16 protein-coding genes and 2 tRNA genes are annotated in these 24,288 nt (G+C 60.5%); 9 read left to right on the top strand and 9 right to left on the bottom strand.

Annotation, left to right across the window (positions count from 1 at the left end):
- Positions 1 to 273: 273 nt before the first annotated feature.
- The 3 genes from G3O01_RS38945 to G3O01_RS38935 all read left to right on the top strand — a co-directional run bounded on the left by G3O01_RS38945 (position 274) and on the right by G3O01_RS38935 (position 4,002).
- Entirely contained in the window at positions 274 to 1,356 is a 1,083-nt protein-coding gene (locus tag G3O01_RS38945) for a glycosyltransferase family 2 protein (protein ID WP_205812701.1), read from the top strand.
- A complete protein-coding gene (locus tag G3O01_RS38940) occupies positions 1,349 to 1,735 on the top strand; it encodes a GtrA family protein (RefSeq protein ID WP_205812700.1) in 387 nt (128 codons plus the stop codon). Before G3O01_RS38945 ends, G3O01_RS38940 begins: the two co-directional genes overlap by 8 nt.
- Before the next feature lie 500 nt (positions 1,736 to 2,235).
- The gene (locus G3O01_RS38935; RefSeq protein ID WP_205812699.1) at positions 2,236 to 4,002 is read left to right on the top strand and encodes a hypothetical protein; all 1,767 of its coding nucleotides are present in this window, start codon (positions 2,236 to 2,238) and stop codon (positions 4,000 to 4,002) included.
- Between the two features lie 66 nt (positions 4,003 to 4,068).
- On the opposite strand, the gene G3O01_RS38930 is transcribed toward G3O01_RS38935, so the two are convergent.
- Positions 4,069 to 5,379 (bottom strand): calcium-binding protein, encoded by a 1,311-nt coding sequence (locus G3O01_RS38930; protein ID WP_346779255.1) that lies wholly within the window; start codon positions 5,377 to 5,379, stop codon positions 4,069 to 4,071.
- Between the two features lie 416 nt (positions 5,380 to 5,795).
- Here G3O01_RS38930 and G3O01_RS38925 point away from each other — a divergent pair, with 416 nt between their 5' ends.
- The gene (locus G3O01_RS38925; protein ID WP_205812698.1) at positions 5,796 to 6,899 is read left to right on the top strand and encodes an acyltransferase; all 1,104 of its coding nucleotides are present in this window, start codon (positions 5,796 to 5,798) and stop codon (positions 6,897 to 6,899) included.
- A gap of 532 nt (positions 6,900 to 7,431) precedes the next feature.
- Here the strand turns inward: G3O01_RS38925 and G3O01_RS38920 are convergent.
- The 5 genes from G3O01_RS38920 to G3O01_RS38900 all read right to left on the bottom strand — a co-directional run bounded on the left by G3O01_RS38920 (position 7,432) and on the right by G3O01_RS38900 (position 14,916).
- A complete protein-coding gene (locus G3O01_RS38920) occupies positions 7,432 to 9,666 on the bottom strand; it encodes a GNVR domain-containing protein (RefSeq protein WP_205812697.1) in 2,235 nt (744 codons plus the stop codon).
- A gap of 49 nt (positions 9,667 to 9,715) precedes the next feature.
- Positions 9,716 to 11,002: a polysaccharide biosynthesis/export family protein gene (locus G3O01_RS38915; protein WP_205812696.1), complete on the bottom strand. Its 1,287-nt coding sequence runs from the start codon at positions 11,000 to 11,002 to the stop codon at positions 9,716 to 9,718.
- 204 nt (positions 11,003 to 11,206) lie between these two features.
- Positions 11,207 to 12,280, bottom strand: coding sequence for a sugar transferase (locus tag G3O01_RS38910; RefSeq protein ID WP_205812695.1), 1,074 nt, complete (start codon positions 12,278 to 12,280; stop codon positions 11,207 to 11,209).
- 959 nt (positions 12,281 to 13,239) lie between these two features.
- Positions 13,240 to 13,935 carry a ribose-5-phosphate isomerase RpiA gene (gene rpiA / locus G3O01_RS38905; protein WP_205812694.1) on the bottom strand — a complete coding sequence of 232 codons (696 nt, stop codon included), beginning with the start codon at positions 13,933 to 13,935 and terminating at the stop codon, positions 13,240 to 13,242.
- A 108-nt stretch (positions 13,936 to 14,043) separates the two neighbouring features.
- Positions 14,044 to 14,916, bottom strand: coding sequence for an N-acetylmuramoyl-L-alanine amidase (locus tag G3O01_RS38900; protein ID WP_205812693.1), 873 nt, complete (start codon positions 14,914 to 14,916; stop codon positions 14,044 to 14,046).
- Positions 14,917 to 15,480: 564 nt separating this feature from the next.
- On the opposite strand from G3O01_RS38900, the gene G3O01_RS38895 reads away from it, so the two are divergent.
- Complete coding sequence (locus tag G3O01_RS38895; RefSeq protein WP_277403085.1) at positions 15,481 to 16,542, top strand: acyltransferase; 1,062 nt, start codon at positions 15,481 to 15,483, stop codon at positions 16,540 to 16,542.
- Between the two features lie 169 nt (positions 16,543 to 16,711).
- On the opposite strand, the gene rlmB is transcribed toward G3O01_RS38895, so the two are convergent.
- Complete coding sequence (gene rlmB, locus G3O01_RS38890; RefSeq protein WP_205812689.1) at positions 16,712 to 17,455, bottom strand: 23S rRNA (guanosine(2251)-2'-O)-methyltransferase RlmB; 744 nt, start codon at positions 17,453 to 17,455, stop codon at positions 16,712 to 16,714.
- A 119-nt stretch (positions 17,456 to 17,574) separates the two neighbouring features.
- Entirely contained in the window at positions 17,575 to 20,031 is a 2,457-nt protein-coding gene (gene rnr, locus G3O01_RS38885) for a ribonuclease R (RefSeq protein ID WP_205812687.1), read from the bottom strand.
- Positions 20,032 to 20,374: 343 nt separating this feature from the next.
- Between rnr and G3O01_RS38880 the strand changes: the two genes are divergently transcribed.
- Positions 20,375 to 20,461, top strand: a tRNA-Leu gene (locus G3O01_RS38880).
- A gap of 224 nt (positions 20,462 to 20,685) precedes the next feature.
- A tRNA-Leu gene (locus G3O01_RS38875) sits at positions 20,686 to 20,772 on the top strand.
- Between the two features lie 75 nt (positions 20,773 to 20,847).
- Here the strand turns inward: G3O01_RS38875 and G3O01_RS38870 are convergent.
- Complete coding sequence (locus tag G3O01_RS38870) at positions 20,848 to 21,351, bottom strand: GNAT family N-acetyltransferase (RefSeq protein ID WP_205812684.1); 504 nt, start codon at positions 21,349 to 21,351, stop codon at positions 20,848 to 20,850.
- A 283-nt stretch (positions 21,352 to 21,634) separates the two neighbouring features.
- Between G3O01_RS38870 and G3O01_RS38865 the strand changes: the two genes are divergently transcribed.
- Both G3O01_RS38865 and G3O01_RS38860 read left to right on the top strand, forming a co-directional pair.
- Positions 21,635 to 22,858 (top strand): MFS transporter, encoded by a 1,224-nt coding sequence (locus tag G3O01_RS38865; RefSeq protein ID WP_205812682.1) that lies wholly within the window; start codon positions 21,635 to 21,637, stop codon positions 22,856 to 22,858.
- Positions 22,859 to 23,124: 266 nt separating this feature from the next.
- Positions 23,125 to 24,072: a TetR family transcriptional regulator gene (locus G3O01_RS38860; RefSeq protein WP_205812680.1), complete on the top strand. Its 948-nt coding sequence runs from the start codon at positions 23,125 to 23,127 to the stop codon at positions 24,070 to 24,072.
- The last annotated feature ends 216 nt before the right edge of the window (positions 24,073 to 24,288 follow it).

The raw sequence follows: 24,288 nt of genomic DNA, 5'->3' as shown, positions 1-24,288 counted from the left end.
TCACGCACCGCTCGCGCCACCACCGCTGAATACCTTTAGACAGATCGTCAAGCGCTGGGCGCACGCGATGTGCCGCGACGCGTTCAGTGTGCCCGAGCGCACGAACGGTGCGGATGTATCACTCTAGACTTCGAATGCAGGAGCGCACGCATATCAGACGCTCTGGTTGGCGGCAGGTCCTGAACGGACATACCGCCTGAGCAAGCCGCAAAGAACGCTTGCAACGAAATCGTCACGCCAGTCGGACAACCGCGGCATCTTCGCGAGGTAAGTATGGACTACGTCAGTCGCCCTCACTTTCTGGTGCCGGAAACGCTTCTGAGGGAAGCGACAACCTCGCCCACAGGCGCGCGTGACACGACTGCCCTGTCCAACCCGTTGCCCGCAAAAGCACCGGAAGATGGCAAACCCTGCCTCCTTTCACTCGTCGTGCCGTTCTATAACGAAGAGGAAATGATCGGGGCATTCTTCGGCGCGGTGATACCCGTACTCGAAGCCATCGACGGAACCCAGTTCGAAATCGTCTGCGTCAACGACGGCAGCCGCGATGGCACGCTCCGCATGCTCATCAGCATGTCGGATAAAGATAGTCGTATTCGTGTGATCGATCTGTCGCGCAATTTCGGCAAAGAGGCGGCGCTATCGGCGGGACTCGACGAAGCTCGCGGCGCAATTGTGATCCCTTTTGACGCCGATCTGCAGGACCCGCCCAATATCATTCCTTTGTTAGTGGAGAAATGGCGGGAAGGCTACGATGTCGTCGTCGCGAAGCGCGTGAACCGGCTCACGGATTCCTTCCTGAAGCGTCAGACCGCCGCGCTTTTTTACCGGATTCACAATTCGATGTGCGATACGAAGATTCCGGAAAACGTGGGTGATTTCCGTTTGATTACAAGGGAAGTCGTCGACGCGCTCAAACTGCTTCCCGAAACGCGCCGCTTCATGAAAGGCCTTTTCGCGTGGGTGGGCTACCAGACCGCAGTTGTCGAATACGTGCGCGAACCTCGCCTCGCCGGCCGATCCAAGTTTTCCGGCTGGAAACTGTGGAACTTCGCTCTGGAGGGCTTCACGAGTTTCAGCACGCTGCCGCTTCGCGTCTGGACCTACGTCGGTAGCTTCGTGGCGCTGGGCGCGTTTCTGTACGCGTCGTTCCTCATCGTGCGAACCCTGATTCATGGGGTCGCCGTACCGGGGTACGCATCGCTGATTTCGGCCGTTCTCCTGCTCGGCGGCGTTCAATTGATCGGAATAGGCGTGCTTGGCGAATACATCGGCCGCATCTACTACGAATCGAAAAACCGGCCGGTTTATCTGATCCGCCGCCGTTATCAATCTGCAGGCGTCGACGATGTCTGATGTCCGCCTGGCACGGCGGTTTGTTGTCTATGCCGGCGTCGGCGCAATCGGTACCGTCACGCAGTATGCGATTCTGATTGCGCTGGTTCACTCCGGCAGTACCTCCCCGGCCATTGGCTCGATGATCGGCGCGACCATCGGTGCTATCGTCAACTACGGCCTTAATCGCCGGATTACCTTCCGAAGCAGCAGCAATCCTCTGTCGACCGCACCGAAGTTTGCCATTGTCGCCTTGCTCGGCGTGCTGGCGAATGGCGTGTGCATGAAGTTCTTCGCGACAGGCCTTGAGCTTAACTATCTGCTCGCGCAACTGGTTACGACCGCCCTCGTTCTCGGCTTGACCTACCTGTTCAACTCCGTGTGGACGTTCAAAGACTAGAGTCGCCTCTCCGAGGCGCCCTCTAATACATCTATCATCGCCTCGCTCAACAAGGCCCATCAGCGGGCGACTTTCAGGTTGTGTATCTGAGTCTGTTCATCGGCTTCGCACCGATAGCACCTGATGGAAAAGCCGCGTTGCCCAACGAACAGAGAGCCTGATTCTCGCCAGTTACATTCGTCGCATGACTCGCCTGGCGTACACGCCCGACAGGACAGTCAGCAATCGAGGCTCATATCCCGATTGGTATCCGACGTTAAATGGCTCGTTTTGCTGATCGGACCACAAAACGGTTACCCAATATAAATGCAAACATTGAAAGCCTTCACATCCTGCTCGTCGCGCTCGCGATAGATATCGCATGACATGCATTTTCAGGCGATATCCGGCAGATCTCGAAGGCAGATAAACATGCAACGTTGCGCCCGGATCGGCGCAGACAATTGCGAAGTTGGCGCACCTGTCTGTCGATCTTCCGGCTGCGAACGCGGAGACGGCACATGGCAATCAAATGGCCAGCTGGGAATGCACAACTTTTCCTGTCCTGGATCGTCGTCGGCATACTCGGCATAGTCGAAGGAATTTACGGTCGCCCGCAATACTATGGCGACTGGATCTCTTATCTCAATGTCAGTTGGGCCGTTGCTCACGTCGATTGGCGAGAGATATTCAACCCCTTCTGGAATCCGGGCTATCCCGCACTGATTGCCGCGGCACGGTCGCTGGCCACGCCTACCACCGAGGGTGAATGGCATGCGATCACACTAATCAACTGGGTAATCTATCTGGTTGCCTATGCATCCTGGCGCGGTCTGATCAGGAATGCGCTTGCGCTATATTGGCCTGATTCACTTGCACTGACCCGCCATCCATTTACGATCTGGATCGGAGTGTGCGTTTTTCTGGGTGCCTGCCTTGGGCTCGAGACGGTCTCTGCCGTCTGTCCTGACCTGCTCGTGACCACGTGCTTCCTCCTTGGCTCGAGTCTGCTTCTAGCCCTGATCCGCCGGCGCGACCTGCTAACAGCGACATTGCTCGGTCTGATCCTGGGTATCGGTGTCTGGGTGAAAGGCGTATTCACGCCATTTTCCTGTCTGTTTATTCTGACTCTGTTCATTTATTGCTGCACGAGGCGCGGCTTGTGGCGAACATCCGGTGCGGTGGCGGGAACCTTCGGCTTGCTCTTCGCCGTCTATGTCGCCGGGATTTCCTGGTCCTACGGCGAATTCACGCTTGGCGCCTCCGGGATGCTGAATTTCCCCTGGCACGTCAATGAGCTACCGCATTTCAGTAACTGGCAAGGTGGGCCGGAGCAGTTTGGCCGGCCACTCCATCCAACCACCCAGCTTGTCGCGGACTTGCCGGCTTTCGGCTTCGGCACGCCTTTCCGGACGACTTACCCGCCCTATAACGACGTCGCATACTGGTACAAGGGCTTTCGGCACTTCTTCAGTCTGAAACTCGAGTTGATCGCGATCGGCCGGACGGTATGGAACCTGTTGCAGATACTCAAGTTACATCCATTCGTGCTCGCAGTCGCCGTGGCTTTACTGCTGCCCTTCGTCAGGCGGCCGTGGCGGGCGGCGCTCATCAAGACAATCATGCGGGTCTGGCCGTTGCTGCTGCCGAGCGTCGCAGGGTTTGGCACCTATATGCTCGTTCATATCGAAGAGCGCTATCTCAGCCCATTCATTATGGTGATCGCGCTTCTGACGTGGGCGCCATTGATCGACAGGACGCTGCACTCCCGTCGCCTGCTCACTGCGGCGTTAGTCATCATCTATAGTGCAGGCGCGTTCGGCGAACTCGTGCTTGCCAATACGGCTTCGTTCAAGCCGGTGTTTCGCCAGGCGGACTATCACGACGACCCGCAATGGCGGATTGCCAGCGCGCTGACTGCTTCGGGTTTACAGCCGGGTGACCCGGTGGCCGTTATCCGCGATACCGGTCCTACCGTCAGGGTCAGCTGGGCCTATGTGTCGCGCCTGCGCATCGTCGCAGAGTTCGGTGGCCTGCCATATCGTATCGAGCCCCAGGATCGAACCCGCTTTGATAAAAACGTCGAACCCCTCCACCCGGATTACAGCGAGGTGTTCTGGACGCAGCTTTCGCCGCAAAGGCGTGAAGAGGTCATGAAGGCGTTCTCCCGGAGCGGAGCGCGAGCGGTCGTGTCGCTATCGATGCCGAAGATTCTGCCAGGTCCTGGCTGGGTACCCTTGAAGGGCACGCCTGCCTGGCTCTACGTGTTTCCCGATGCGATCAAATAGACCTGAGGCGATAGCGTGTTCCAGATGAGGCGAAGCTGATGCGACGCGGCGTGCCGGCAGACAGGCTCAGGTTCCCGGCATGTCCGCGGGTGTGACTTCGAGCAGAATCACATGATCAGGTACATCCACGGCGAGTTGACGCACGTCGCGATGGTTTGCGAGCGGCGCAGCGGAAACGAGAGGATCGTATATATCGACACGGCTCGCGGTCGCGCCGAAGTCGACGTTGATGCGGGCCGGCGGGTTGGTGACGGGTGTGCCCGTCGCCCGGTTCCAGATCGACGTTTCGTTCCATAGCACCAGCACGAAGCGGCCGTCCTTTTTCTGCAAAAGCAGGCTGTTTGCCGATGGCGGCATATCCGAAAGCGTATACGCGAGCGAGTTGCGCGCCGCACCGTTTGTCTTGCGCGGCGCGCTTGCGTTCAGCACCGACGTGAGATTGTGAATCGCTTGAGCCACCGGCTTGGGGCTGTTGTCGACGCGAAAGAGCCCAAAGTGCATTTCAGCGCTCTTGTTCTCGGGATCGGGTTTCTGATCGAGCAGCTCGTACACATAGAGCCGCTTCACACCCGCTGCCGCTGCGTCCATGTAGCCGTTAAGCACGCCTTTGGCCTGCGTCGCTTCGTCGACTCCGATCATGTACCAGCCCGACTGAGGCATCGAGAAGTAGCCGAATTCGGTGATGACGACCGGCAGCTGGAATTTCTTGACACTGTGGATGGCTGAGGGCAGCCAGGCGCCGCCGGGTACGTTATAGGTTGGTTGATTGCCGTTTTGCGGGTACGCATGCTGGTTCGCGTAATCGGCGGAATCCGCGCGCGTCTCGACTGATTTAAGGTCGTAGCCGGTCAGGTCGTAGACGGGCACGCCCTTGAGTTCCGGCGTGCTGCGCACGCGCGCGTAGAGGTCGCGCTGCGCGGCGAGTCCGGCTGCCGTGCCCGTGAGGCCCTGATAAGGCACCGGAAAGTTGTCGATTTCGTTAAAGCCTTCGATAGCCGCAACACTGCCGGGAACCGCCGCGTTCAGCCTCGCTGCCACCTCGACTGACTCCACGATATTCCAGCGCACCAGGAAGTTGAATCTGACTCCACGCTGCGCGAGATAGGTGTAGCTCGAGAACGGCGCGCTTGGGCCCGGCGTGTAGTCGCGAACATGATGGATGCCGAGCCATGCCAGATTGTCGGCGACGTTGCGCACGTTGAGATACGCGCCATCGGTGTAGTTGACGTGAGTGACGACGCCGAGCGTATCGATGAAGGTGGTGGCCGGCATTGCGCGCACAGGATCGCCGGCCTGCACCGTCGATGCGGATACCAGCAGACAGATGCTTGCAGCGAGGCTTATGGCGGCACGGGTGGCTGCTACGTGATGCTTCACGGGGTATTCCTCGCGTGGGAAGGTTTGCAGGTTCCGTGCGCCATGCTGCACGCCGGCAACGCGATGCTTCTGCCCGTGCGGGAAAGGCATCCAGCAACATTCTGATGCGAGCCTGCGCTCCTCGTGTGTGCACCTGCGAACAGAAAGTGACGCAGTTTTCCAGCGTGTCTGCGCAGATTAGCGAGGCATCGTATGTCGAATGCAGTCGTATGTTTCGGTGACGTCGCGCGCAATTGATTCCATCTATCCAGACCCTTTTCTGGCCATGATCAATACCGCTCGATTAATTGCTGGATTGCGTACGGTCACACACAAAAATGCGCACTCGCTTGCGGCCTTGTAATGTCAGAATTAACACGCAACGCAGAGCTACCGCTTCTGCCAGGATTGGCGAACATGCAGATCGCGCCCCATACATGAACAAGCTCCAGTCTCTCACCGTATTGCGCGGCATTGCGGCAATCACCGTCATCTACTATCACATCATGACGCCGACCGGACACACGTTCGGCGAATTCGGTGTCGACATTTTCTTCGTGCTGAGCGGATTCGTCATCGCGCTCGTTCTGGACAGCCCCCGCATCACCGCGCAGCGCTTCCTCTCGGATCGCATTGCGCGGATCGTGCCGCTCTACTGGGTGCTGACGTTCGTGGTACTGGCCGGCACGCTTATCGCGCCCTCTCTTTTCAACTCGACGACCGCCGACTTCGGCAACCTGCTCAAATCGCTGTTTTTCATTCCCTACCGCAAGGAAAGCGGCCTGATCTTCCCGATGCTGTTCGTCGGCTGGACGCTGAACTACGAGATGATGTTCTACGTGGTCGCGGCAATCTCGCTGGTCCTGATGCGCCGCCACCGGCTGCTGTTCGCGTCCGCATTGATCTTCGTGATCTTTTGCGCGGCGACTGCAGCGCGTTCACATGACGTGTTCGGCGAGTTCTATTCTTATCAGCGCATATTCGAGTTCCCGCTCGGCTTCGTCGTCTATCGGCTGTGGAAGCGCGGCATGCTGATCAAGCCTGCACTTGCCGTCGGCATCGCGATCGCCGCGTATGTGTGGATGGCGTACGTGAACTGGAATGGACTGTCGCGTGGGCATCTGCTTTACTTCGGCATTCCCGCTTTCCTGATGGTCGCCAGTAGTCTGAGTCTCGAATCGAAGATCGGTTCGGGCCCGTTGACGAAAGGCGCCCTGCTGCTGGGCGATGCCAGTTACGCCATCTATCTGAGCCATCCGTACTGTGTCGAAGCCGCGCGCAAGCTGCTGTCCAATGCTATCGACGGCTTTGACGCCACTGCACCCGTCGGCGTGGCGATCATCATCGTCGCCGCGATAGGCGTAGGGGCCGCGCTTTACTGGTTCGTCGACAGGCCGCTGCACAGGAGCGCGCGCAAGCTCCTGCAATCCGTGCCGACGATACGCCTGCGCGGCTCCAGACTAACAGGCCTGAACCGCGAACTCGTCACCGCCGACGACGCTCCCACGCGCAACGTGCAAGTCAATCGCGACGCACGCTAAGCCGTACAGCGCGCCTCAGCCTGATCCAGTCGATACGCAATCCAGCGTGGTGTTCCTGCGATCATCGAAGCCGGTCAGGAACGGCGCGCCAAAGCTGTCCGAAGCTGGGTTGAGCGTAGTCTTCAGATATCCGTGTGCGGACGATAGCGGACGATAGCAGGCGATGTCGGGAACCGGCGTGACCTCTGATCGAGCGCGGTCATCAGTCATGTCTGACCCAACACCGCACCTACACCGCCAGGTGATTCGATGCCGGTAGCGCAGGCCGCATACCGACATGCACACGTCACGGAAATGGACAAACGGCCGGTACGCGCTTTCAACTGGCGCAGGCCGATTGCAGATTGAAGCGTATCCGGGGTTTCTCTTCGATACCCGCGCGACACACTCGCGCAAGCAAGCGCGTGATGATGTGCCGCCAGGGTTGTGTCGATCCGCCGTCCATCAACACGTCGCGTTGATACGGTCACGAACTCACGGACAGGGAATGTTATTGCCGTCGCGCATGACAGCCGTGACGGCCGTCATGCATTCAGCTCGCGTTGCCCGCGTCGCCGCTGACGTTGTCGTAGCTCGCATAGCCGTAGGCGGCGTACTCGCTGCCGTACTTGCCGGGCCGCGACGTCATGTCGTTGAAGACGACGCCGCGCACGAGCACACCGATCTGTTCGAAGCGGCGCACCGAATCGCGCAGTTCCGACACACTCGTCACCCCCTGGCGCGCGACCAGAAACACCATGCCCGCCAGATTGGCGACGATGCCGGAATCGGCAACGGGCAGGATGGGCGGCGCGTCCATCAGCACGATGTCGTACTCCCGGTCCGCCCATTCGACAAAGCGCCGGAAGCGGCTATGCCGAAGCAGTTCGCTCGCGTTGGCCACGTAGCCGCCGTTCGCGACGAAGTCGACCCCAGGCATGATCTGCCGATGCACCGCGCTCTCATAGGGCGTGCCCTGCATGATGTCCGTGATACCCGGGCTCGAACGCACACCTACCGAGGCGTTCAGCGTGCCGCGCCGCAGATCCGTGTCGACCAGCAGCACGCGCTGGCCCGACGCGCCCAGCAGCGCCGCCAGATTGACCGACACGAACGACTTGCCCACCATCGGCGTCGGACCCGCGAGCAGGACGACGTGATTGGGCGCATCGCGCATCGCGAACTCCAGCGCGCCGCGGAAGCTGCGCAGACTCTCGACGGCGGCATCGAATGACGCCGTGCACGCCAGCACGCTGCACGTCCCCGGCAGACTCTCCGGCAGGCGACGCGTGAGCGATTGCTGCATGCGGCTGCGCGGCACGGCGGCATAGACATGCAAGCCCGCGCCCGCCTCGATTTCGTCGACCATTGCAATACCGCTATTCATCCTGCGCTTGAACAGCACGAACGCCGAGCCGATGAAAATGCCCGTGAGCGAACCCGCTACCACGATCAGCGCGCGCTTGGGCCGGATCGGGCCTTCCGGAATCGCGGCGCTGTCGATCAGACGCGCATTCGACACCTTGCCCGCCTTGGCCAGACGCATCTGCTCCTTGGTGTTCAACAGGTTCGTGTAGATGTTCGTGTCGACCTGCACTTCGCGCTGCAGGCGCAGCACGCTCTGCTCGAGGGGCGGCAGCCGCTTGGTCTGCACGGCCAGTTCGGCCATCGCCTTCTCGGCCTCATCCAGTTGCCCGTTCATCGCGATCAGCGCGGGGTTGTCGGGCATGTAGCGTGCGTCCAGCTGGGCGCGCTGCTGCCGCAACTCGGCAATACGGTTTTGCGCCTGCGCCGTGCTCTGCAGCAAGGCCGCGGCTTCCGCACCCAGATCGACAGCGCCGTGCTCCGAACGGAACTGGTTGTATTCCTCTTCGGCGCCTTCGAGTTTCGCCTTCAGCTCCGGCAATTGCTGGTTGAGGAACGCAATCGACTTCTCGGCTTCCTCCTGCGTGCGCTGCACTTTCTGACGCATGTACTCGTTGCCGATCGCATTCAGGATCACGCTCGTTTTCACCGGGTCGCCGCCTTCCAGTGCCGCGCCGATCACCGACGACTCCTTGCCCTTCTCCGTGATCATCAGCCGGCTTTGCAGGTCGAGGGTCGCCGCAAGCTCGGACGAACGCGACAGCTCGAACGTGACGCCGGGGTGTCCGTCGATCGCACTCACCAGCAGGTCGATCGCGCCGCCCGGCACCTCCAGATGCAGCGTCTCGCCCACCCGGCCCGTCACGTCCATGCCGTTGTACGAAAGCGTGTACGCGCCATTGCCCTTCTGCGTGATGATGAAGCGCGTTCCGTGCATCCGGTCGGGCACGTCGAAGCGCGTCACGGTGATCGCCTCGTCACCCCACGCGTAGCCGCCGCGGCCCGACCAGTTCGACACGCTCAGGTGTGTCGCGATCCACCGGCCCACCACCGGGAAATAGCGCGGCGCAACGTTGATATAGAGCTGGGTGGCCTGGACGGCACGCGAGACGACCATCCGCGAGCGCAGCACTTCGATCTCCGCCGAGGCCGCTGTCTTCACCGCGAACATCGCCGACACATCGGCTAGCGCGTTTTTCGCGGCACCATCGCTATCCTCCACGTGGATGAGCATGTCCGCCTGATACACAGGGCGCGCGAGCATCGCGTAGACGAGGCCCACGAGCGTAAAGAGCGCCGCGATGATGATAATTGTCTTGCGGCCTTCATACAGGGTGTCGAGAAGCTTGCCGACATACCCGCCATCCGGCGGCATGATGCCGTCGTCAAGCGACCCCTCTAGCAGATATTCGCGCTGTTTCAATCTGTCTCTCCGTCGGTGCCCGTCGGGCACGTGCATCGATATACAACGATCAGTAGCCCAGTGCCCGGGTCGCCGATGCCGCCTGCGTCGCCGGCAGGATCAGCCCGATTACGCGGCTCCATTTCACGAGCGACGAGGCGTCGACGAACACGACATCGTTCGGCTTGAGCTCGAACGAGTCGGCCGTGGCCATCGCGGAGGCCGAGGTCGCATCGAGGTGGTAGACCACGCGCTGGCCCACTTCGCGGCCGCGCACGACATACACCTGCGACGCGTCGCCGGAAGTCTGGCTGATGCCGCCCGCGTCGCCGAGCGCCTGGTTCAGCGTCATGCGCCCATTGTTGAACGGCAGCCCGCCGGGCCGCTGGACCTCGCCGATCACAAAGACCTTGCTGTCGTTTGCCGCATAGACGCGTATCAGATCGCCGTCGCGCAGAATGATCCGGTCCGGGTTCACGTTGTTGCGGATCATGTCCGGCATATCGACTACCACCGTCTCATCCCCGCGCGTCAACGTCACCTTCGAGCGGTCCGACTTGTCCGTAAAGCCGCCTGCCCGGTTGATCGCCTCAGGCAGCGTCATCGCCACGTCGTTGAGCACCTGCACACCCGGCGATTTCACTTCGCCGTCGAGATAGACGCGTTTGCTGCGGTACGTCTCGACGCGCACCGTCATCTGCGGCTGCCTGACGTAGCGGCCGAGCTTGCTGGTGAGCATATCCCGAATGCCCATTTCCGAGAGCCCCTGGACCTTGATCGGCCCGATATAGGCGTACTGAATGAAGCCGTTCGCATCGACCGTATAGCCCGGCGCGACGGCAGGGGCGCCGGCCGTGCTCGGCCCGCCTCCCGACGCTGCGGCCGGCATGCTGAGTTCCGGGTGATCCCACACGACGATGCTGAGGACGTCACCCGGCCCGACCACATACTGGTCCGCCTTTGCGAACAGACTGCGCACATCGGCCGGCACGCCCGTCGGCCGCTCCTGCTGCTGTTTCGCGACCAGATCGTCGGTGATTTCGACGAGCGAGCCCGTGGGCGCGCGATCGCTACCCGACGCATCCTGCGAACCTGGCCGGCCCGCCGCGGCCTGCGCGGCACCCGCCGCTCCGGCCGTATTGCCCGAGGGCATACCCCGGAAGGTCATCCCCGGCGACAGCGCGCAGCCCGACAGCAGCACAGCCGCGGCGACTGGCGCTGCCCATCCGGATGCGGCCAGACGGATCGCGCGTGCGAGGTCGACCCTCGCACGCGAGCATACCGTTCGCCACCACGAACACAGGCGCGCAGCGCGCGCCTGTGTCATCCATTTCTCGCGAACTCGATTGAGTTGCATGGTCAAACCCCCATGTTGCGTGTGGCCGTCCCGCTGCGTACAGTGCGCAGCAAATCCGGGCCGATGCTGCTCATTTCACGATGCCTGGTGATGCCCTCTCGTACATGCCAATGCCCTGGTCGCCGCGCACCGCCAACGACGTTCAGATCACGATCTCCGCACAGTCCAACGTCAATGCAACGTCAATGCAACGTCAATACAACGTTAATACGCGCCGTTCCCCTTGATCACCACGAAGAACGTCTTGAAGAGAATGCCGATATCGGTGAGCAGCGACCAGTTCGTCACGTACCTCACGTCGAGCATGACGCGCGTTGCGTAGTCGGTCTCGCAGCGTCCGCTCACCTGCCACAGTCCTGTAATGCCCGGCGTTGCCATCAGGTAGTACTTGCTGTGCGCGCCATAGCGTTCCAGTTCCTGCGCGGTGATCGGACGCGGGCCGACCAGGCTCATCTCGCCGCGCACCACGTTCCATAGCTGCGGCAGTTCGTCGAGGCTCGTGCGGCGCAGGAAGTGGCCGATGCGCGTCACGCGCACGTCGTTCTTGAGCTTGAATTCACGCTCCCACTCGGCGCGCGCCACGGGGTCGCTCGCGAGCAGTTCTTCGAGCACCTGCTGCGAGTTGACCACCATCGAACGGAACTTGAGGCAGCGAAACTTTTCGCCATTACGGCCCACGCGTGTGTGGCCGTATATCGACGGACCGCCGTCCAGCTTCACGACCAGCGCAATCAGCGCGAGCAGCGGCAGCAGCGAGATGATCATGATCATGCCGACGGTGATGTCGAAGCCCCGCTTGATCGCATGCCTGATCGAGCCCGTACGCGGTTCGGTTTCGACCAGATCGGCATCCGTGTCCCCGCGTCTGAGCCATGCGGTGGCCTGACGGGCCACGCTGAATTCCGCAAAGAAAAGCGTATGCGAGGCGAGCAGCGAAATGCCCGTGGTCAGGGTCCAGTAGATGAACCACGGCATGGAAATCACGTTGTCGCGATGAATTGCGTAGAGCAAGGCCAGCCCGCAGAGCTGCACGGCAAGCCAGGCGAATGCCGTCCGGCCCGCGACGCTCGCGACGGGATGCCGTCCTCGCGGCGGATAGGTTCCACACGCGGGAAACACCGATAACGCCAGCGCCGCGACGAACGCGACAAGTGTCGGGTCGAGCTGGTGTGCGGGACCCACTGCGGCCACGTTGAGGCTCAGGTTCAAGTGCAGTGCGCCGAAAGCACCCAGCACGATTAGCGCGATATCGATCGCACGATGCACCAGCTCGGACATATTCCTACCCCACTGCGTCGCGTGTTCAATGGTCGATGTCTAGACGTCGTCGTTCGCACAGCCGGCGCTCGCACCGCAAAAGCGATCGTGTCCGGCAGCAACCTTGCAGTGCCCCCTTTTCGCTACACGTTTTTCGCTTTCGCGGGCCGCCAACTTTGTGCGGTCTCCTGTGATGTCACCGTCCGCCATTGATGCTGGCCGGTAATGCACAAATCACATCGATAAGGTACGGGGACGGCAACAGCGATTCCGTGCGCAATCCCACCAACGATTCGCGATCGTCGGATGCACCGTTGGTGCAACCCGATTAGATGCGGGGACAACATTGCGCGCTTCGTGCGCGAACGCACGCAACGCGTGTTCGAGAGGTTGAATTTGCCGCGAGATGATTGTCGGGAGCGAGAGGTGGTCAGCGGCGCTGCGCGTGATGACACAGGCGCGTCCTGATCTTCTGGTTGCCGCGACGTGTGCACGTAGTGCGCGCGTAGTGTGCGCGTAGTGTGCGCGAACGCACATAGGCTTGCGTTCAAGCTCGCTATGCGATCCGTTCGAGATGCGTCTGCGAACGTGTGCGTGCACTCATTGGCCGCCGGGTCTGCCGGCTTTCAGATTGGCAAGCTGGACTACTTGTGGGAGAACCGCGGCACGCGAATTCATCGAGGGAAATGATCTCGATGCCTGCCGTGTGTATCGCTGTCGAGCAAAGCGCGCGTATACCCGGATGTAATACGGTGAGATTCGTTTTCGCGCGATGTTGTCGTCGCTCGCTCAGGCGCGTGCGGGAGATACCGCGGCCGGTTCAGGGCGACGCAAGTGAGATGTGAGGATGCGGTCCAACTGTCCGACGTGGACCGCGTGCATGGGAAGGAAGAAGATGCGAGCCGTGCTCGCATCGGGTTGCGTCGCAAGTTGTCTCGCAGGACGCGAGGGGCGCCGGCGCGAGCCGGCAGCCGGATTCGTCAGTGTTTCGGATAGTCGATCGTCTCGACGCCGTTCGCCGTGCCAAGCAGACAGAGATCCGCGCCGCGCGTGGCGAACAGGCCCACCGTCACGACACCCGGCCACGCGTTGATGTGCGCTTCAATCGTGCGCGGATCGCTGATGCGCAGACCCTTGACGTCGATGATCTCGTTACCGTTGTCCGTGATGTACGGCGAGCCGTCCTTCGTCACGCGCACGACGGGCACACCGCCCATCGCCGTCACGCGGCGGCCGATTGCCGTGCGCGCCATCGGCACGACTTCGATGGGCAGCGGAAACTGGCCGAGCACGTCGACGACCTTGCTCGCGTCCGCGATGCAGACGAATTTCTCCGCCACCGACGCGACAATCTTCTCGCGCGTGAGCGCGCCGCCCCCGCCCTTGATCATCGCGCCGCCGTGATCGATTTCATCGGCGCCGTCGACATAGACGGGCAGCGATTCGATATCGTTCAGATCGAACACCTGAATGCCGTGCGATTGCAGGCGTGCCGTCGTCGCGACCGAGCTGGACACCGCGCCGCGATAGCGCGACTTGTGAGCGGCCAGCGCGTCGATGAAGCAGTTCGCCGTCGAACCGGTTCCGACACCGATGATGGCGCCTTCGGGCACGTTCGCGATCACGTAGTCGGCGGCGGCCTGACCGACCAGTTGCTTGAGTTCGTCTTGAGTCATAGTGGGAAATGCCAGAGCAAGCGGAAAACCACAAGTTTACCGGAGTCGAGGCGCGTGACCGGATTTCTTGCGCATGCTGAGCGCGGGCGTGTCAGACCGGCGCTACGTTCATGGCGCCGGCCGTGCCGGTTCTGGCGCAGCGCTCTGCATGTATTTGTCGAGCAGCGCCTGCGCGATCGCATCGGATTGCGCATCGGGATTACCCGAGTAATCGGCGGGACGGAAATGCATCTGGAACGCGGCGAACACGCGGCGCGTGCGCTCGTCGAACACGCCGTCCGTCGCCACTTCATAGCCGTAGGCTGCGAGCTTTTGCTGGAGGGCGCGCACGTCCACGGGCGCATGCGGGTCGCGGCCTGCGAGTTCTTTCGCGACGGTCGCGTCGTCGGGCCATGCGCCGACGCCTGCATCGTAGAGTTGCTTCCACGGGAAAAGCGGACCCGGGTCGATCTTGCGTTGCGGCGCGATGTCGCTGTGGCCGACGACGCGCGTTGGCGGAATGTTGTATCGCGTGACGATGTCTTTTGCGAGGCGGATCATCGCGTTCACCTGCTCCGGCGGATAGGGTTGCCAGGTGCGGCCCTGCGGTGTGTCGATGGGCCCGAGGTTCACGTTTTCGATGCCGATCGAGGCGGCGTTCAGCTCGGTTGTGCCCTGCCAGGAACTGAGCCCCGCGTGCCAGGCGCGTTGCGATTCGGGTACCAGTTGCCAGACGATCGGCTCGCCCTGCTTTTCTCTCGGATGGTCAGGGACGACGTAATGGGCGCTGACCTGTTCTTTTGTCAGCACATCGAGTGACTGCTGTTCGTCGATTTCGGTGTAGTGCATCACGAGGAAGCGGATGCGGGTGTCCTGGTATTGCGCTGTGCGTGACGTGTCCGTGTAGTACGTCGTGTGGTGAACGATATTTGACGAGCAGGCTGTTGTCAGTAACGTTGCAGCTAGTGCTAGCAGTGCCAGGCGGGTTGAGGCGGGCTTCATTGCTGTTGGGGCTCGTTTCTGGTTGCTGGCTCTTTCGCGGTTGTCGGCGGCGGCTTTTCTTCACCTCCGAAAGCGGAACACGGTATTCGCTGACCGGAATCGAGCCTGTCTGATTGGCTAAAAATCCTCGTCGAGGATTCTATCTCGTGGCCGAGCGACGCGCTCGCGCCGCCCGCCTCAGCATCTGTCCTGCAGGTGCGCGCCATCTTATTTCGGATATCTAATCTATCCAATTGAATTGAATGATTTCACCGCATTCTGCATTGCGACCTATTCATCTATCTAACCATTTAATTTAGATATGAAAGAAATATGAAATCTTGAAGCTAAAAACTTGCGGACGTACGGCTACGCACACTTGCGCCACACCGTCCAACGTATGCTTTTATCGTCACGTTGGATTGCGGTTCCTCCCAGGCGACGGGTGTAGCAATGTGCAGGCGAGCAAAGAATGCAAATGTCAGGTCATGCGCTTCGTTGTGCGCTGCCCGCAATTTGCCTCTGCGCTACGATTATCTCCATCTCGAACCAGAGGTTCGCGATTGGCTAGCGAGATAAAACATTATGAAAAATGCTAACCGATTCGTTCTTCTTGATGGATTGCGAGGAATGGCCGCGTTCGTAGTGCTTGTCTTTCATCTGGTTCAGCAACATACACTCACTGCGCTTCCCTATGCCGGCCTGGCAGTAGATTTTTTCTACGTATTAAGCGGATTCGTCATCGCTTATGCTTATGAGCAAAAAATCCTATCCGGCCAGATGCAAACGAGGGAATTCATTGAAGTACGGATCAAGCGCCTCTATCCCCTCATTTTTCTAAGCACCTCAATTGGAATATTGCTGGCCCTTGTCGCCGTTGTATTCAAAGATAGCATTACGATGTCGCAACTTCTGAAAGTCAGCGCACTTGGACTTCTGTTACTGCCGTCATTCGTATTCCCGCAGTGGCTAACAGCCTATCCGCTGAACATGGCCAGCTGGTCTCTGACCTTCGAGGCTTTTGTCAATCTGGTCTACATTTCAATCGTACGTCAGCTAACCAACAAGGCCCTGGTGTTGATCCTGGCGTCGAGCTGGGTTGCTCTGCTGTTTCTGGTGATCCATGCACATGGGATCGGTGGAGGGAACAATCAGGAAGGATGGTCTTTAGGTTTTCTCAGAGTCATGTTCCCATTCTTTGCTGGCATCGCATTATATAGATTCAGGCCACAGCCAAAGGAAAAACCAATAACTGGAATCATTCTGTTGCTGGTATTCCCTGTAATTCTGCTGATGGATTTTCGAAACTATGCGATTTGCAGCCTGATCTATGTTTCGATTATCTTTCCTGCAATCGTGTATGCAGGATCTGGAATCACCATCTCTCATCGGGCTAATGCATTCCTGCGCCAACTTGGCTTGCTGTCTTATCCAGTATATATAATGCAAGGGCCGATACTTCGCATTGGCGAAGAAGTCATAAAACACATTCACTCAAATACGTTGCTGCTGCTGTTTTCAGCATTCGAATTCTGTGCGATTGTCCTGGTTTCGTGGATTGCATCGAAATATTTCGACGAACCTGTACAGAGAATATTGCGCGGCCAGAAGCTGTTTCGTAAGGGTCACGTTATCCGGAACTCTTGAGAGATCGAAGCAGAGTGAAAGACAGATTTCGGGGTAGTCACGAGCGCGACTGAATGGGAAGGATGCGGCCCCGGTCGGGCCACACTCGAAGCACGAGGGCAAAGGCGGATGCTGGCGCAAAGGCCAAAGAAAACGGCCCGCCGCCCCCTGGCGTCGCAGAATAAAAAGCCTACTTCTTGACCGCCCTCTGCCGCACAGCTTCAAACAGACAAACGCCCGAGGCAACAGAAACATTAAGGCTTTCAACCGACCCAGCCATAGGAATCTGCATTACCTCATCGCACGTATCGCGCGTCAACCTGCGCATGCCCTCGCCTTCGGCGCCCATCACAAGCGCAACAGGCCCATCGAGCTTGGTCTGATACAACGAAGCGGTCGCTTCACCCGCCGTGCCGACAATCCAGACCCCTGCGTCCTTCAGTTCGCGCAACGCACGAGCGAGATTGGTCACCGTGATATACGGCACCGTATCCGCCGCCCCGCTCGCCACCTTCGCCGCGGTAGCGTTCAACCCGACGGCACGATCGCGCGGCGCGATCACAGCATGCGCGCCCGCCGCATCGGCGACCCGCAAACATGCGCCCAGATTGTGTGGATCCGTAATTCCATCTAGCACCAGCAGCAACGCCGGCCCCTGAATCCCGTCCAGCAGTTCGGCAAGATTCTGCGCCAGCGGCAGATCACCCGCGCGCGCAACGACGCCCTGGTGGCGCTCGGTATGCGCGAGGCCCCACAGCCGCGTCTCGTCGGCGGCGATCAGGCGTACGCCCGCCTCTTTCGCCACGGCCAGAAACTCGTTCATGCGGCGATCGCGGCGCGTCTGGTCGTAATAGATTTCTTCGACCGTCGATGAATCGTGACGCAAGCGTGCCGTCACCGCGTGAAAACCGTACAGAACCTTGAGACGTGACATGACTGAAACAACCTTTGAATGAGCGCGCCCGACTGAACCAGTCAAAGCACACCCGATGAGAACGAGCGCCGCGCGCCTTGAACACGCGCGGCGTTAATACAGATTCAACGCTTACAGCTTCAACGCTTCTTGTGCGCCTGCTTCGCCGCTGACTTCGACGCCGGACGCTTCTTCGACGCACCCGCCTTGCGCGCCGCGCGTGCTTCCTTCACAGCAGCCGTCTGCGCGGGCGGCGCCTTCTTGCGACGCGCACCATCGGGTTGCGGCGCGCGTTCGATCGAACGCACGCGCGGGCCGCCGAGATCGCTCGCCTTCTCCATCGCGCTCGCGCGATGCGATTGCGACTTCACCGGCATGTCGCGCACCAGACGGAAATCGATCTTGCGCGCATCGAGATCGACGCGGCTCACCTGCACGCGCACGCGATCCGACAAGCGGTAGCGGATGCCCGTGCGCTCGCCGCGCAGTTCGTTCTTGATCTCGTCGTACTGGAAGTAGTCCGAGCCAAGCTCCGTCACGTGCACGAGCCCTTCGATAAAGAGCGCATCGAGCTGCACGAAGATGCCGAACGACGTCACGCCGCTCACCATCCCGCCATACTCTTCGCCGAGCTTGTCGCGCATGAAGTAGCACTTCAGCCAGGCTTCGACGTCGCGCGAGGCTTCGTCCGCGCGGCGTTCGTTCGCCGAGCAATGCAGGCCGAGTTCTTCCCAGATCGCCGTATTCGGACGACCGCGGTTGCCGCGCTTCTCGTCTTCCGCCTGCAACGCGCGGGCACGCGGCGACAGCGCCGTGTTCAGCTCGACGCCGTGCGGCGTCTTCGGCTCGTACTTGCGGCCCTGCAGGATCGCGTAGATCGCGCGGTGCGTGAGCAGATCGGGATAGCGGCGAATCGGACTCGTGAAGTGCGCGTACGCTTCATACGCGAGACCGAAGTGGCCGATGTTGTCCGGACTGTAGACCGCCTGCTGCATCGAGCGCAGCAACATGGTCTGCAGCATCTGCGCATCGGGCCGGTCGCGGATGTGCGCCATCAGCGCCGCGTAGTCGCTGGCATGCGGCGTGTCGCCGCCGCCGAGCGTCAGGCCCATGCCGCGCAGGAACGTGCGCAGGTTTTCGAGGCGCTCCGCCGTCGGCCCCGCGTGCACGCGGTACAGGCCCGGCTGCTTGTTGCGCTTCATGAAGTCGGCCGCACACACGTTCGCGGCCAGCATGCATTCTTCGATCAGCTTGTGCGCGTCGTTGCGGTGCCGCGGCACGATCTGCTCGATCTTGCCCTGCGCATTGCAGACGATATACGTTTCCGTCGTATCGAAGTCGATCGCGCCGCGCTTCTGGCGCGCGGCGAACAGCGCCTTGTAGACGCCGTACAGATTCTGCAGTTGCGGCAACAGTGCTGCGCGGCGCGTCGCTTCCGGACCCTTCGTGTTGGTCAGCACGGCCGCGACTTCCGTGTACGTGAGTCGCGCGGCCGAATGCATCACGCCCGGATAGAACTGATACGCCTTGATCTCACCGCGCGCGGTGACGACCATGTCGCACACCAGCACGCAACGGTCGACATTCGGATTGAGCGAACACAGACCGTTCGACAGTTTCTCCGGCAGCATCGGAATCACGCGGCGCGGGAAATACACCGACGTGCTGCGCTCGATCGCATCGACGTCGAGACCGCCGTCGGGCAGCACGTAATGCGACACATCGGCGATCGCGACGATCAGGCGGAAGCCGTCGCCGCGCCCGACCTTGACCGGCTCGCAATACACCGCGTCGTCGAAATCGCGCGCATCTTCGCCGTCGATCGTGACGAGCGGCACGTCGCGCAGATCTACGCGATGCTTGATGTCGACCGGACGCACTTCGTCGGGCAGCTTCGCGGCGGCGTCGAGCGCGGCCTGGCTGAACTCGTGCGGCACACCGTACTTGCGCACGGCGATTTCGATTTCCATGCCGGGATCGTCGATATCGCCGAGCACTTCGATCACGCGCCCAAGCGGCTGCGAATGGCGGCTGGGGAAATCCGTCAGCTCGACCACCACGACCTGCCCGACCTTCGCCTTCTTCGTGTTCTGCGTGATCAGGATGTCGTGGCCGATGCGCTTCTCTTCGGGCGCGACGATCAGTGCGCCGTTCTCGTTGAGCAGCCGCCCGATCACACGCTTGTTCGCGCGGTCGGTGACCTCGACGATGTGCCCTTCGGGACGCCCGCGCCGGTCATAGCCGACGATGCGTGCCAGCACGCGATCGTTATGCATGACCTTCTGCATTTCGCCCGTCGGCAGGAACAGGTCGTCCTGACCGTCGTCGCGAATCAGAAAGCCGTAGCCATCGCGATGGCCCTGCACGCGGCCCGCGACGAAGTTCGACGGATGAGTGAGCTGATAATGCCCGCGCTGATCGAGTCTGATCTGGCCGTCGCGCTCCATCGCGGCGAGGCGCTTGAAAAACCCTTCGCGCTCCTGGCGCTTGATCGACAGTGCTTCGGCGATGTCGTTCGCTGCAAGCGGCGTTTCACTCGTGCGCAGCACGCCGAGGATTTCTTCGCGGCTTGGAATCGGATACGGATATTTGCTCAAGGGCTTGTCGATGATTGTTCTCGTTGCGTGGACGTCTGCGGATGGATGACGTTGCTCTATCTGAACTTGAACTGCAACTGCTCTTGCGACGGTGACGACTGCTCTCTGATTGCCGGCACGCGCGCGGCCCGGATCAAACGTCGGACCGATGACAGCGCCAGCCTTACTACTTGCGGGGATTCTAACACCCGTCTCGCCCGCCACGCGCCGCCTGGCGGGCGATTGCGCGATACACGACGCGCGCGTAGACGGGCAATACAGCGATCGAAAGAATGTTTTCAGGAAACGCTTGACACGCTTCTTCGGCACGCTATAATCTCGGTCTCTGCTTCAAACGCACCTTGCCCAGGTGGCGGAATTGGTAGACGCACTAGGTTCAGGTCCTAGCGGTGGCAACACCGTGGAGGTTCGAGTCCTCTCTTGGGCACCAAGATTCAAATGAAAGCCGCCTTCGGGCGGTTTTTCATTGTAGTGAGAGCACTGCTCTTCGCGCCGGTCTCCGGATTGCGTAAGAGCGATGCAGGAAGTTGCAGTATCGGTTGATCGTGTAGTCATTTGATGCGCGAACAACCAGACGAAAAGATGAAGCGTTTTTCGAAATACCGATTGACACGCAGAATCTTCTCGTTAAAATAGCGGTCTAGCTTGAGACGTGCCCAGGTGGCGGAATTGGTAGACGCACTAGGTTCAGGTCCTAGCGGTGGCAACACCGTGGAGGTTCGAGTCCTCTCCTGGGCACCACTCTCTCAGAGCTAAAACAGATCACCCCGTAATGCGAAAGCGTACGGGGTTTTTTGTTTTCTACGCCTGCTCTCTTTAGATCGACTCGCGCGACAGCTTGAACCGCACGTATCCATCCGTCATCCCTTCCCGCTTCATTCCAAGCTTCTGCGCCACGCGCTGCGAAGCGGCATTGCCCTCCGCAATCCCCGCAACCATCCATTCCATCCCAACCGAAGCAAACGCATGCGCGACGACGATGCGTGCAGCCTCGCTGGCAAACCCTTTGCGCCAGGCATTGCGCACGAGCCGCCAGCCGATCTCGACATCCGGGCCATGCGCATCTTTCGGAATCAGCAGCACCCAACCGATAAAACGCGTCGGTGCAGTGCGCTCGAAGATCGACCAGTAGCCAAGCCCTTCCGGATAAACACGCGTGATGCGATCGACGACAAACCGGCGATGCGCATCCGGCTCATGCCATGGACCATTCACATACCGCGTCACGTCGGGATCCCGATCCATTGCGATGCAATCATCCGGATCGGCAAGTGTGCGCGGCTTCAGAATTAACCGCTGCGAAGCAAAAGACGCAAGCAATCGCTATTCCCCATAATTACGATTAACAAACTATACCCAATCAGAATAACTACGTTAATTACATTTACCAGACATTATTCCTCATTCGACAATCGATTATCTAGGGATTAGCACTGACAAAGCGCCGATGTTTCATGCAGACGCTTAATGGTGGGCGTACACTCAGCAAGGCCTTGAGCTACGGGGTGCGGCGCGCGCTTATCGCCGCGTAAAGGCTTTTAAACAGCACGATCAATCGGAGACCGCAACTACCGTTGCGCGAGATCAGAGGAGAACAATTGAAATGAGCTGGACCCGGGAACAGAGAAACGTCACGATTGCAGCCTATTTAGGCTGGACGCTCGACGCATTCGATTTCTTTCTGATGGTTTTTGTTCTGAAAGATATCGCAAGCGAATTCGGCACTGATATCAAATCGGTTTCATTCGCGATCATGTTGACCCTGATGATGCGGCCCGTCGGCGCACTCATCTTCGGCTTCCTCGCCGACAAGTTCGGCCGCCGTCCCACGCTGATGATCAACATCGCGTGCTTCTCGCTACTCGAATTGCTGTCCGGTCTCTCGCCCAATCTCACCACGCTGCTCGTGCTGCGCGCGCTGTTCGGCATCGCGATGGGCGGCGAATGGGGCGTCGGCGGCGCGCTGACCATGGAAACCGTGCCGCCCAAGGCGCGCGGCTTCGTCTCCGGGCTGCTGCAGGCGGGCTATCCGAGCGGCTATCTGCTCGCCGCGCTCGTATTCGGCGTGCTGTATCAATACATCGGCTGGCGCGGAATGTTCTTCATCGGCGTGCTGCCCGCCCTGCTCGTGCTCTACATCCGCGCGCACGTGCCCGAGTCGCCCGCGTTCAAGACGCTCGAAAAGAGAGCGCGCCCGGGCCTCGTTGCCACGCTCAAGCAGAACTGGGTGCTGTCCGTCTACGCGATCATCCTGATGACGGCGTTCAACTTCTTCTCGCACGGCTCGCAGGATCTGTATCCGACCTTCCTGCGCGTGCAACATCATCACGATGCCCACACCGTGTCGTGGATCACCATCGTGCTGAACATCGGCGCGATCTGCGGTGGCCTCTTCTTCGGCTCGCTGTCGGAGAAGATCGGCCGCAAGCGCGCGATCTGCATCGCCGCTCTGATCGCGTTGCCTGTGCTGCCGCTGTGGGCATTTTCGTCGACGCCGATGCTGCTCGCCGCAGGCGCATTCCTGATGCAGATTTCCGTGCAAGGCGCGTGGGGCGTGATTCCCGTGCATCTGAACGAAATCTCGCCCGATGAGATTCGCGCGACCTTCCCCGGCCTCGTGTATCAGTTGGGCAACCTGATCGCGTCGGTGAACGGGCCGCTGCAGGCGGGCATCGCCGAGGCGCACGGTAACGACTATGCAACGGTGATGGCGACCGTGATCGGCATCGTGGCCGTGGTGATCGCCGTGTTTATTCTTTTTAGCCGTGAACGACGCGGCATAGATATGACACAATCTGCCGAACAGGTCGCGGCGACGGTACACTGAGCGCACGCACCACACATCGAACATAAGGGCGCTGCGCCCGGGCCAATGCAGCAAATACGAGGCCGCTCCGGTTCATTCCGGAGCGGCCTTTTTCGTCCGCGTCGTCTGCGAGGGCACGCGCGGTCGGACACTTTTAGAGGAATGCATCGACACTCACCTCTTGCCCGATCATTGACGTCCTTCTTATCCTGAAAAAAGAACGCACGTTTCAAATCAAAATTTGAATCGATTGTTTTAGGCCGGTGAGAGCCGGCAGGGAGACATAAATGACAACTCGCACGACGAGCCGCCAGTCCGGCGACACCAAATCGCGCATCCTCGATGCCGCCGAGACGCTCTTCATCGAATGCGGTTATGAAGCGATGTCGCTGCGGCAGATCACGTCGAAAGCGGAGGTCAATCTGGCCGCCGTCAACTATCACTTCGGCAGCAAGGAAGCGCTGATGCACGCGATGCTGTCGCGCCGCCTCGACCTGCTCAACCAGGAGCGCGTCAAGCTGCTCGACCGCTTCGACACGCTGCTCGGGCCGCGCCTGACCTGCGAGCACGTGCTGGGCGCGATGTTCATCCCCGCGCTGCGCGTCTCGCGCGATACGAAGATTGGCGGTAAGGCGTTCCTGCGGCTGCTCGGTCGCGCCTACACCGATCCGTCGCCGTTCATCCGCGACTTCCTGAACGGGCATTACGCGTCCGTGTCCGAGCGATTCTTCGAAGCTTTCCAGCGCGCGTTGCCGCATCTGCCACGTGAAGAACTCGGCTGGCGGCTGCATTTCGCGATCGGCGCGCTGTCCGGCGTGCTCGCAGGCGCAGATACCGACAGCCTCATCAACGAGTTCGCGCAAGGCAAGTCGATGAACGACCTGCAACTGATCGCGCGGCTCGCGTCGCTGATCGTGTCCGCGCTGAAGGCGCCGCTGCCCGATGCGAGCCAGTTGGCCGTGTTCGCATCCGTGCTCGGTGACGCAGGCGGTGCCGATATTGCGTGCGAGACGATATGCAACACACAGGCGGGCGACGCGTCACCACCTGCTGAAGCGACGGACCCAACCGCCGCGCAATCGCAACCGGCGCAGTCCACGCCGCGCACGTCGCAACTCACCGCACCGCCTGATGCACCGTACCGCACCGCGCCCAGCCCGTTCCCGCAAGCCGTGCAATCGGACCGGCAAACCGACACACGCGACTACGGCACGCACTACGCGGCGCACAGCTGACCGCGACGCTGGCGTCTCGCGCACGCGGGCGCCAGCTAACACACATTGCGCCGCGCCGCGCGCACACTCGCACTAGACGCGCCCCTCGGTCCGACGGGCACACAGGCTGCGACAGGGACAACGGCGGACATCCGTTCGCCATGCATCACGACAACTCGAAGAAATGGCGAGCCGCCGCGCATCGCGGGCCGCGCTCGCCCTGCAACCCGAAAAGAA

Origin of the sequence: Burkholderia sp. Ac-20365 (genome assembly GCF_017104715.1) — a bacterium.
In the GTDB taxonomy this organism is placed as follows: domain Bacteria; phylum Pseudomonadota; class Gammaproteobacteria; order Burkholderiales; family Burkholderiaceae; genus Paraburkholderia.
Note: the sequence above shows the minus strand (reverse complement) of the source record. Positions and strands in the feature narration are given on the sequence as shown.

What these genes read in the sequence shown, in the direction of transcription:
- G3O01_RS38945 (WP_205812701.1), top strand. Translation starts at nt 274, where the DNA reads ATGGACTACGTCAGTCGCCCTCACTTTCTGGTGCCGGAAACGCTTCTG.
- G3O01_RS38940 (WP_205812700.1), top strand. Translation starts at nt 1,349, where the DNA reads ATGTCTGATGTCCGCCTGGCACGGCGGTTTGTTGTCTATGCCGGCGTC.
- G3O01_RS38935 (WP_205812699.1), top strand. Translation starts at nt 2,236, where the DNA reads ATGGCAATCAAATGGCCAGCTGGGAATGCACAACTTTTCCTGTCCTGG.
- G3O01_RS38925 (WP_205812698.1), top strand. Translation starts at nt 5,796, where the DNA reads ATGAACAAGCTCCAGTCTCTCACCGTATTGCGCGGCATTGCGGCAATC.
- G3O01_RS38915 (WP_205812696.1), bottom strand. Translation starts at nt 11,002, where the DNA reads ATGCAACTCAATCGAGTTCGCGAGAAATGGATGACACAGGCGCGCGCT.
- G3O01_RS38910 (WP_205812695.1), bottom strand. Translation starts at nt 12,280, where the DNA reads ATGTCCGAGCTGGTGCATCGTGCGATCGATATCGCGCTAATCGTGCTG.
- rpiA (WP_205812694.1), bottom strand. Translation starts at nt 13,935, where the DNA reads ATGACTCAAGACGAACTCAAGCAACTGGTCGGTCAGGCCGCCGCCGAC.
- G3O01_RS38900 (WP_205812693.1), bottom strand. Translation starts at nt 14,916, where the DNA reads ATGAAGCCCGCCTCAACCCGCCTGGCACTGCTAGCACTAGCTGCAACG.
- G3O01_RS38895 (WP_277403085.1), top strand. Translation starts at nt 15,481, where the DNA reads ATGAAAAATGCTAACCGATTCGTTCTTCTTGATGGATTGCGAGGAATG.
- rlmB (WP_205812689.1), bottom strand. Translation starts at nt 17,455, where the DNA reads ATGTCACGTCTCAAGGTTCTGTACGGTTTTCACGCGGTGACGGCACGC.
- G3O01_RS38865 (WP_205812682.1), top strand. Translation starts at nt 21,635, where the DNA reads ATGAGCTGGACCCGGGAACAGAGAAACGTCACGATTGCAGCCTATTTA.
- G3O01_RS38860 (WP_205812680.1), top strand. Translation starts at nt 23,125, where the DNA reads ATGACAACTCGCACGACGAGCCGCCAGTCCGGCGACACCAAATCGCGC.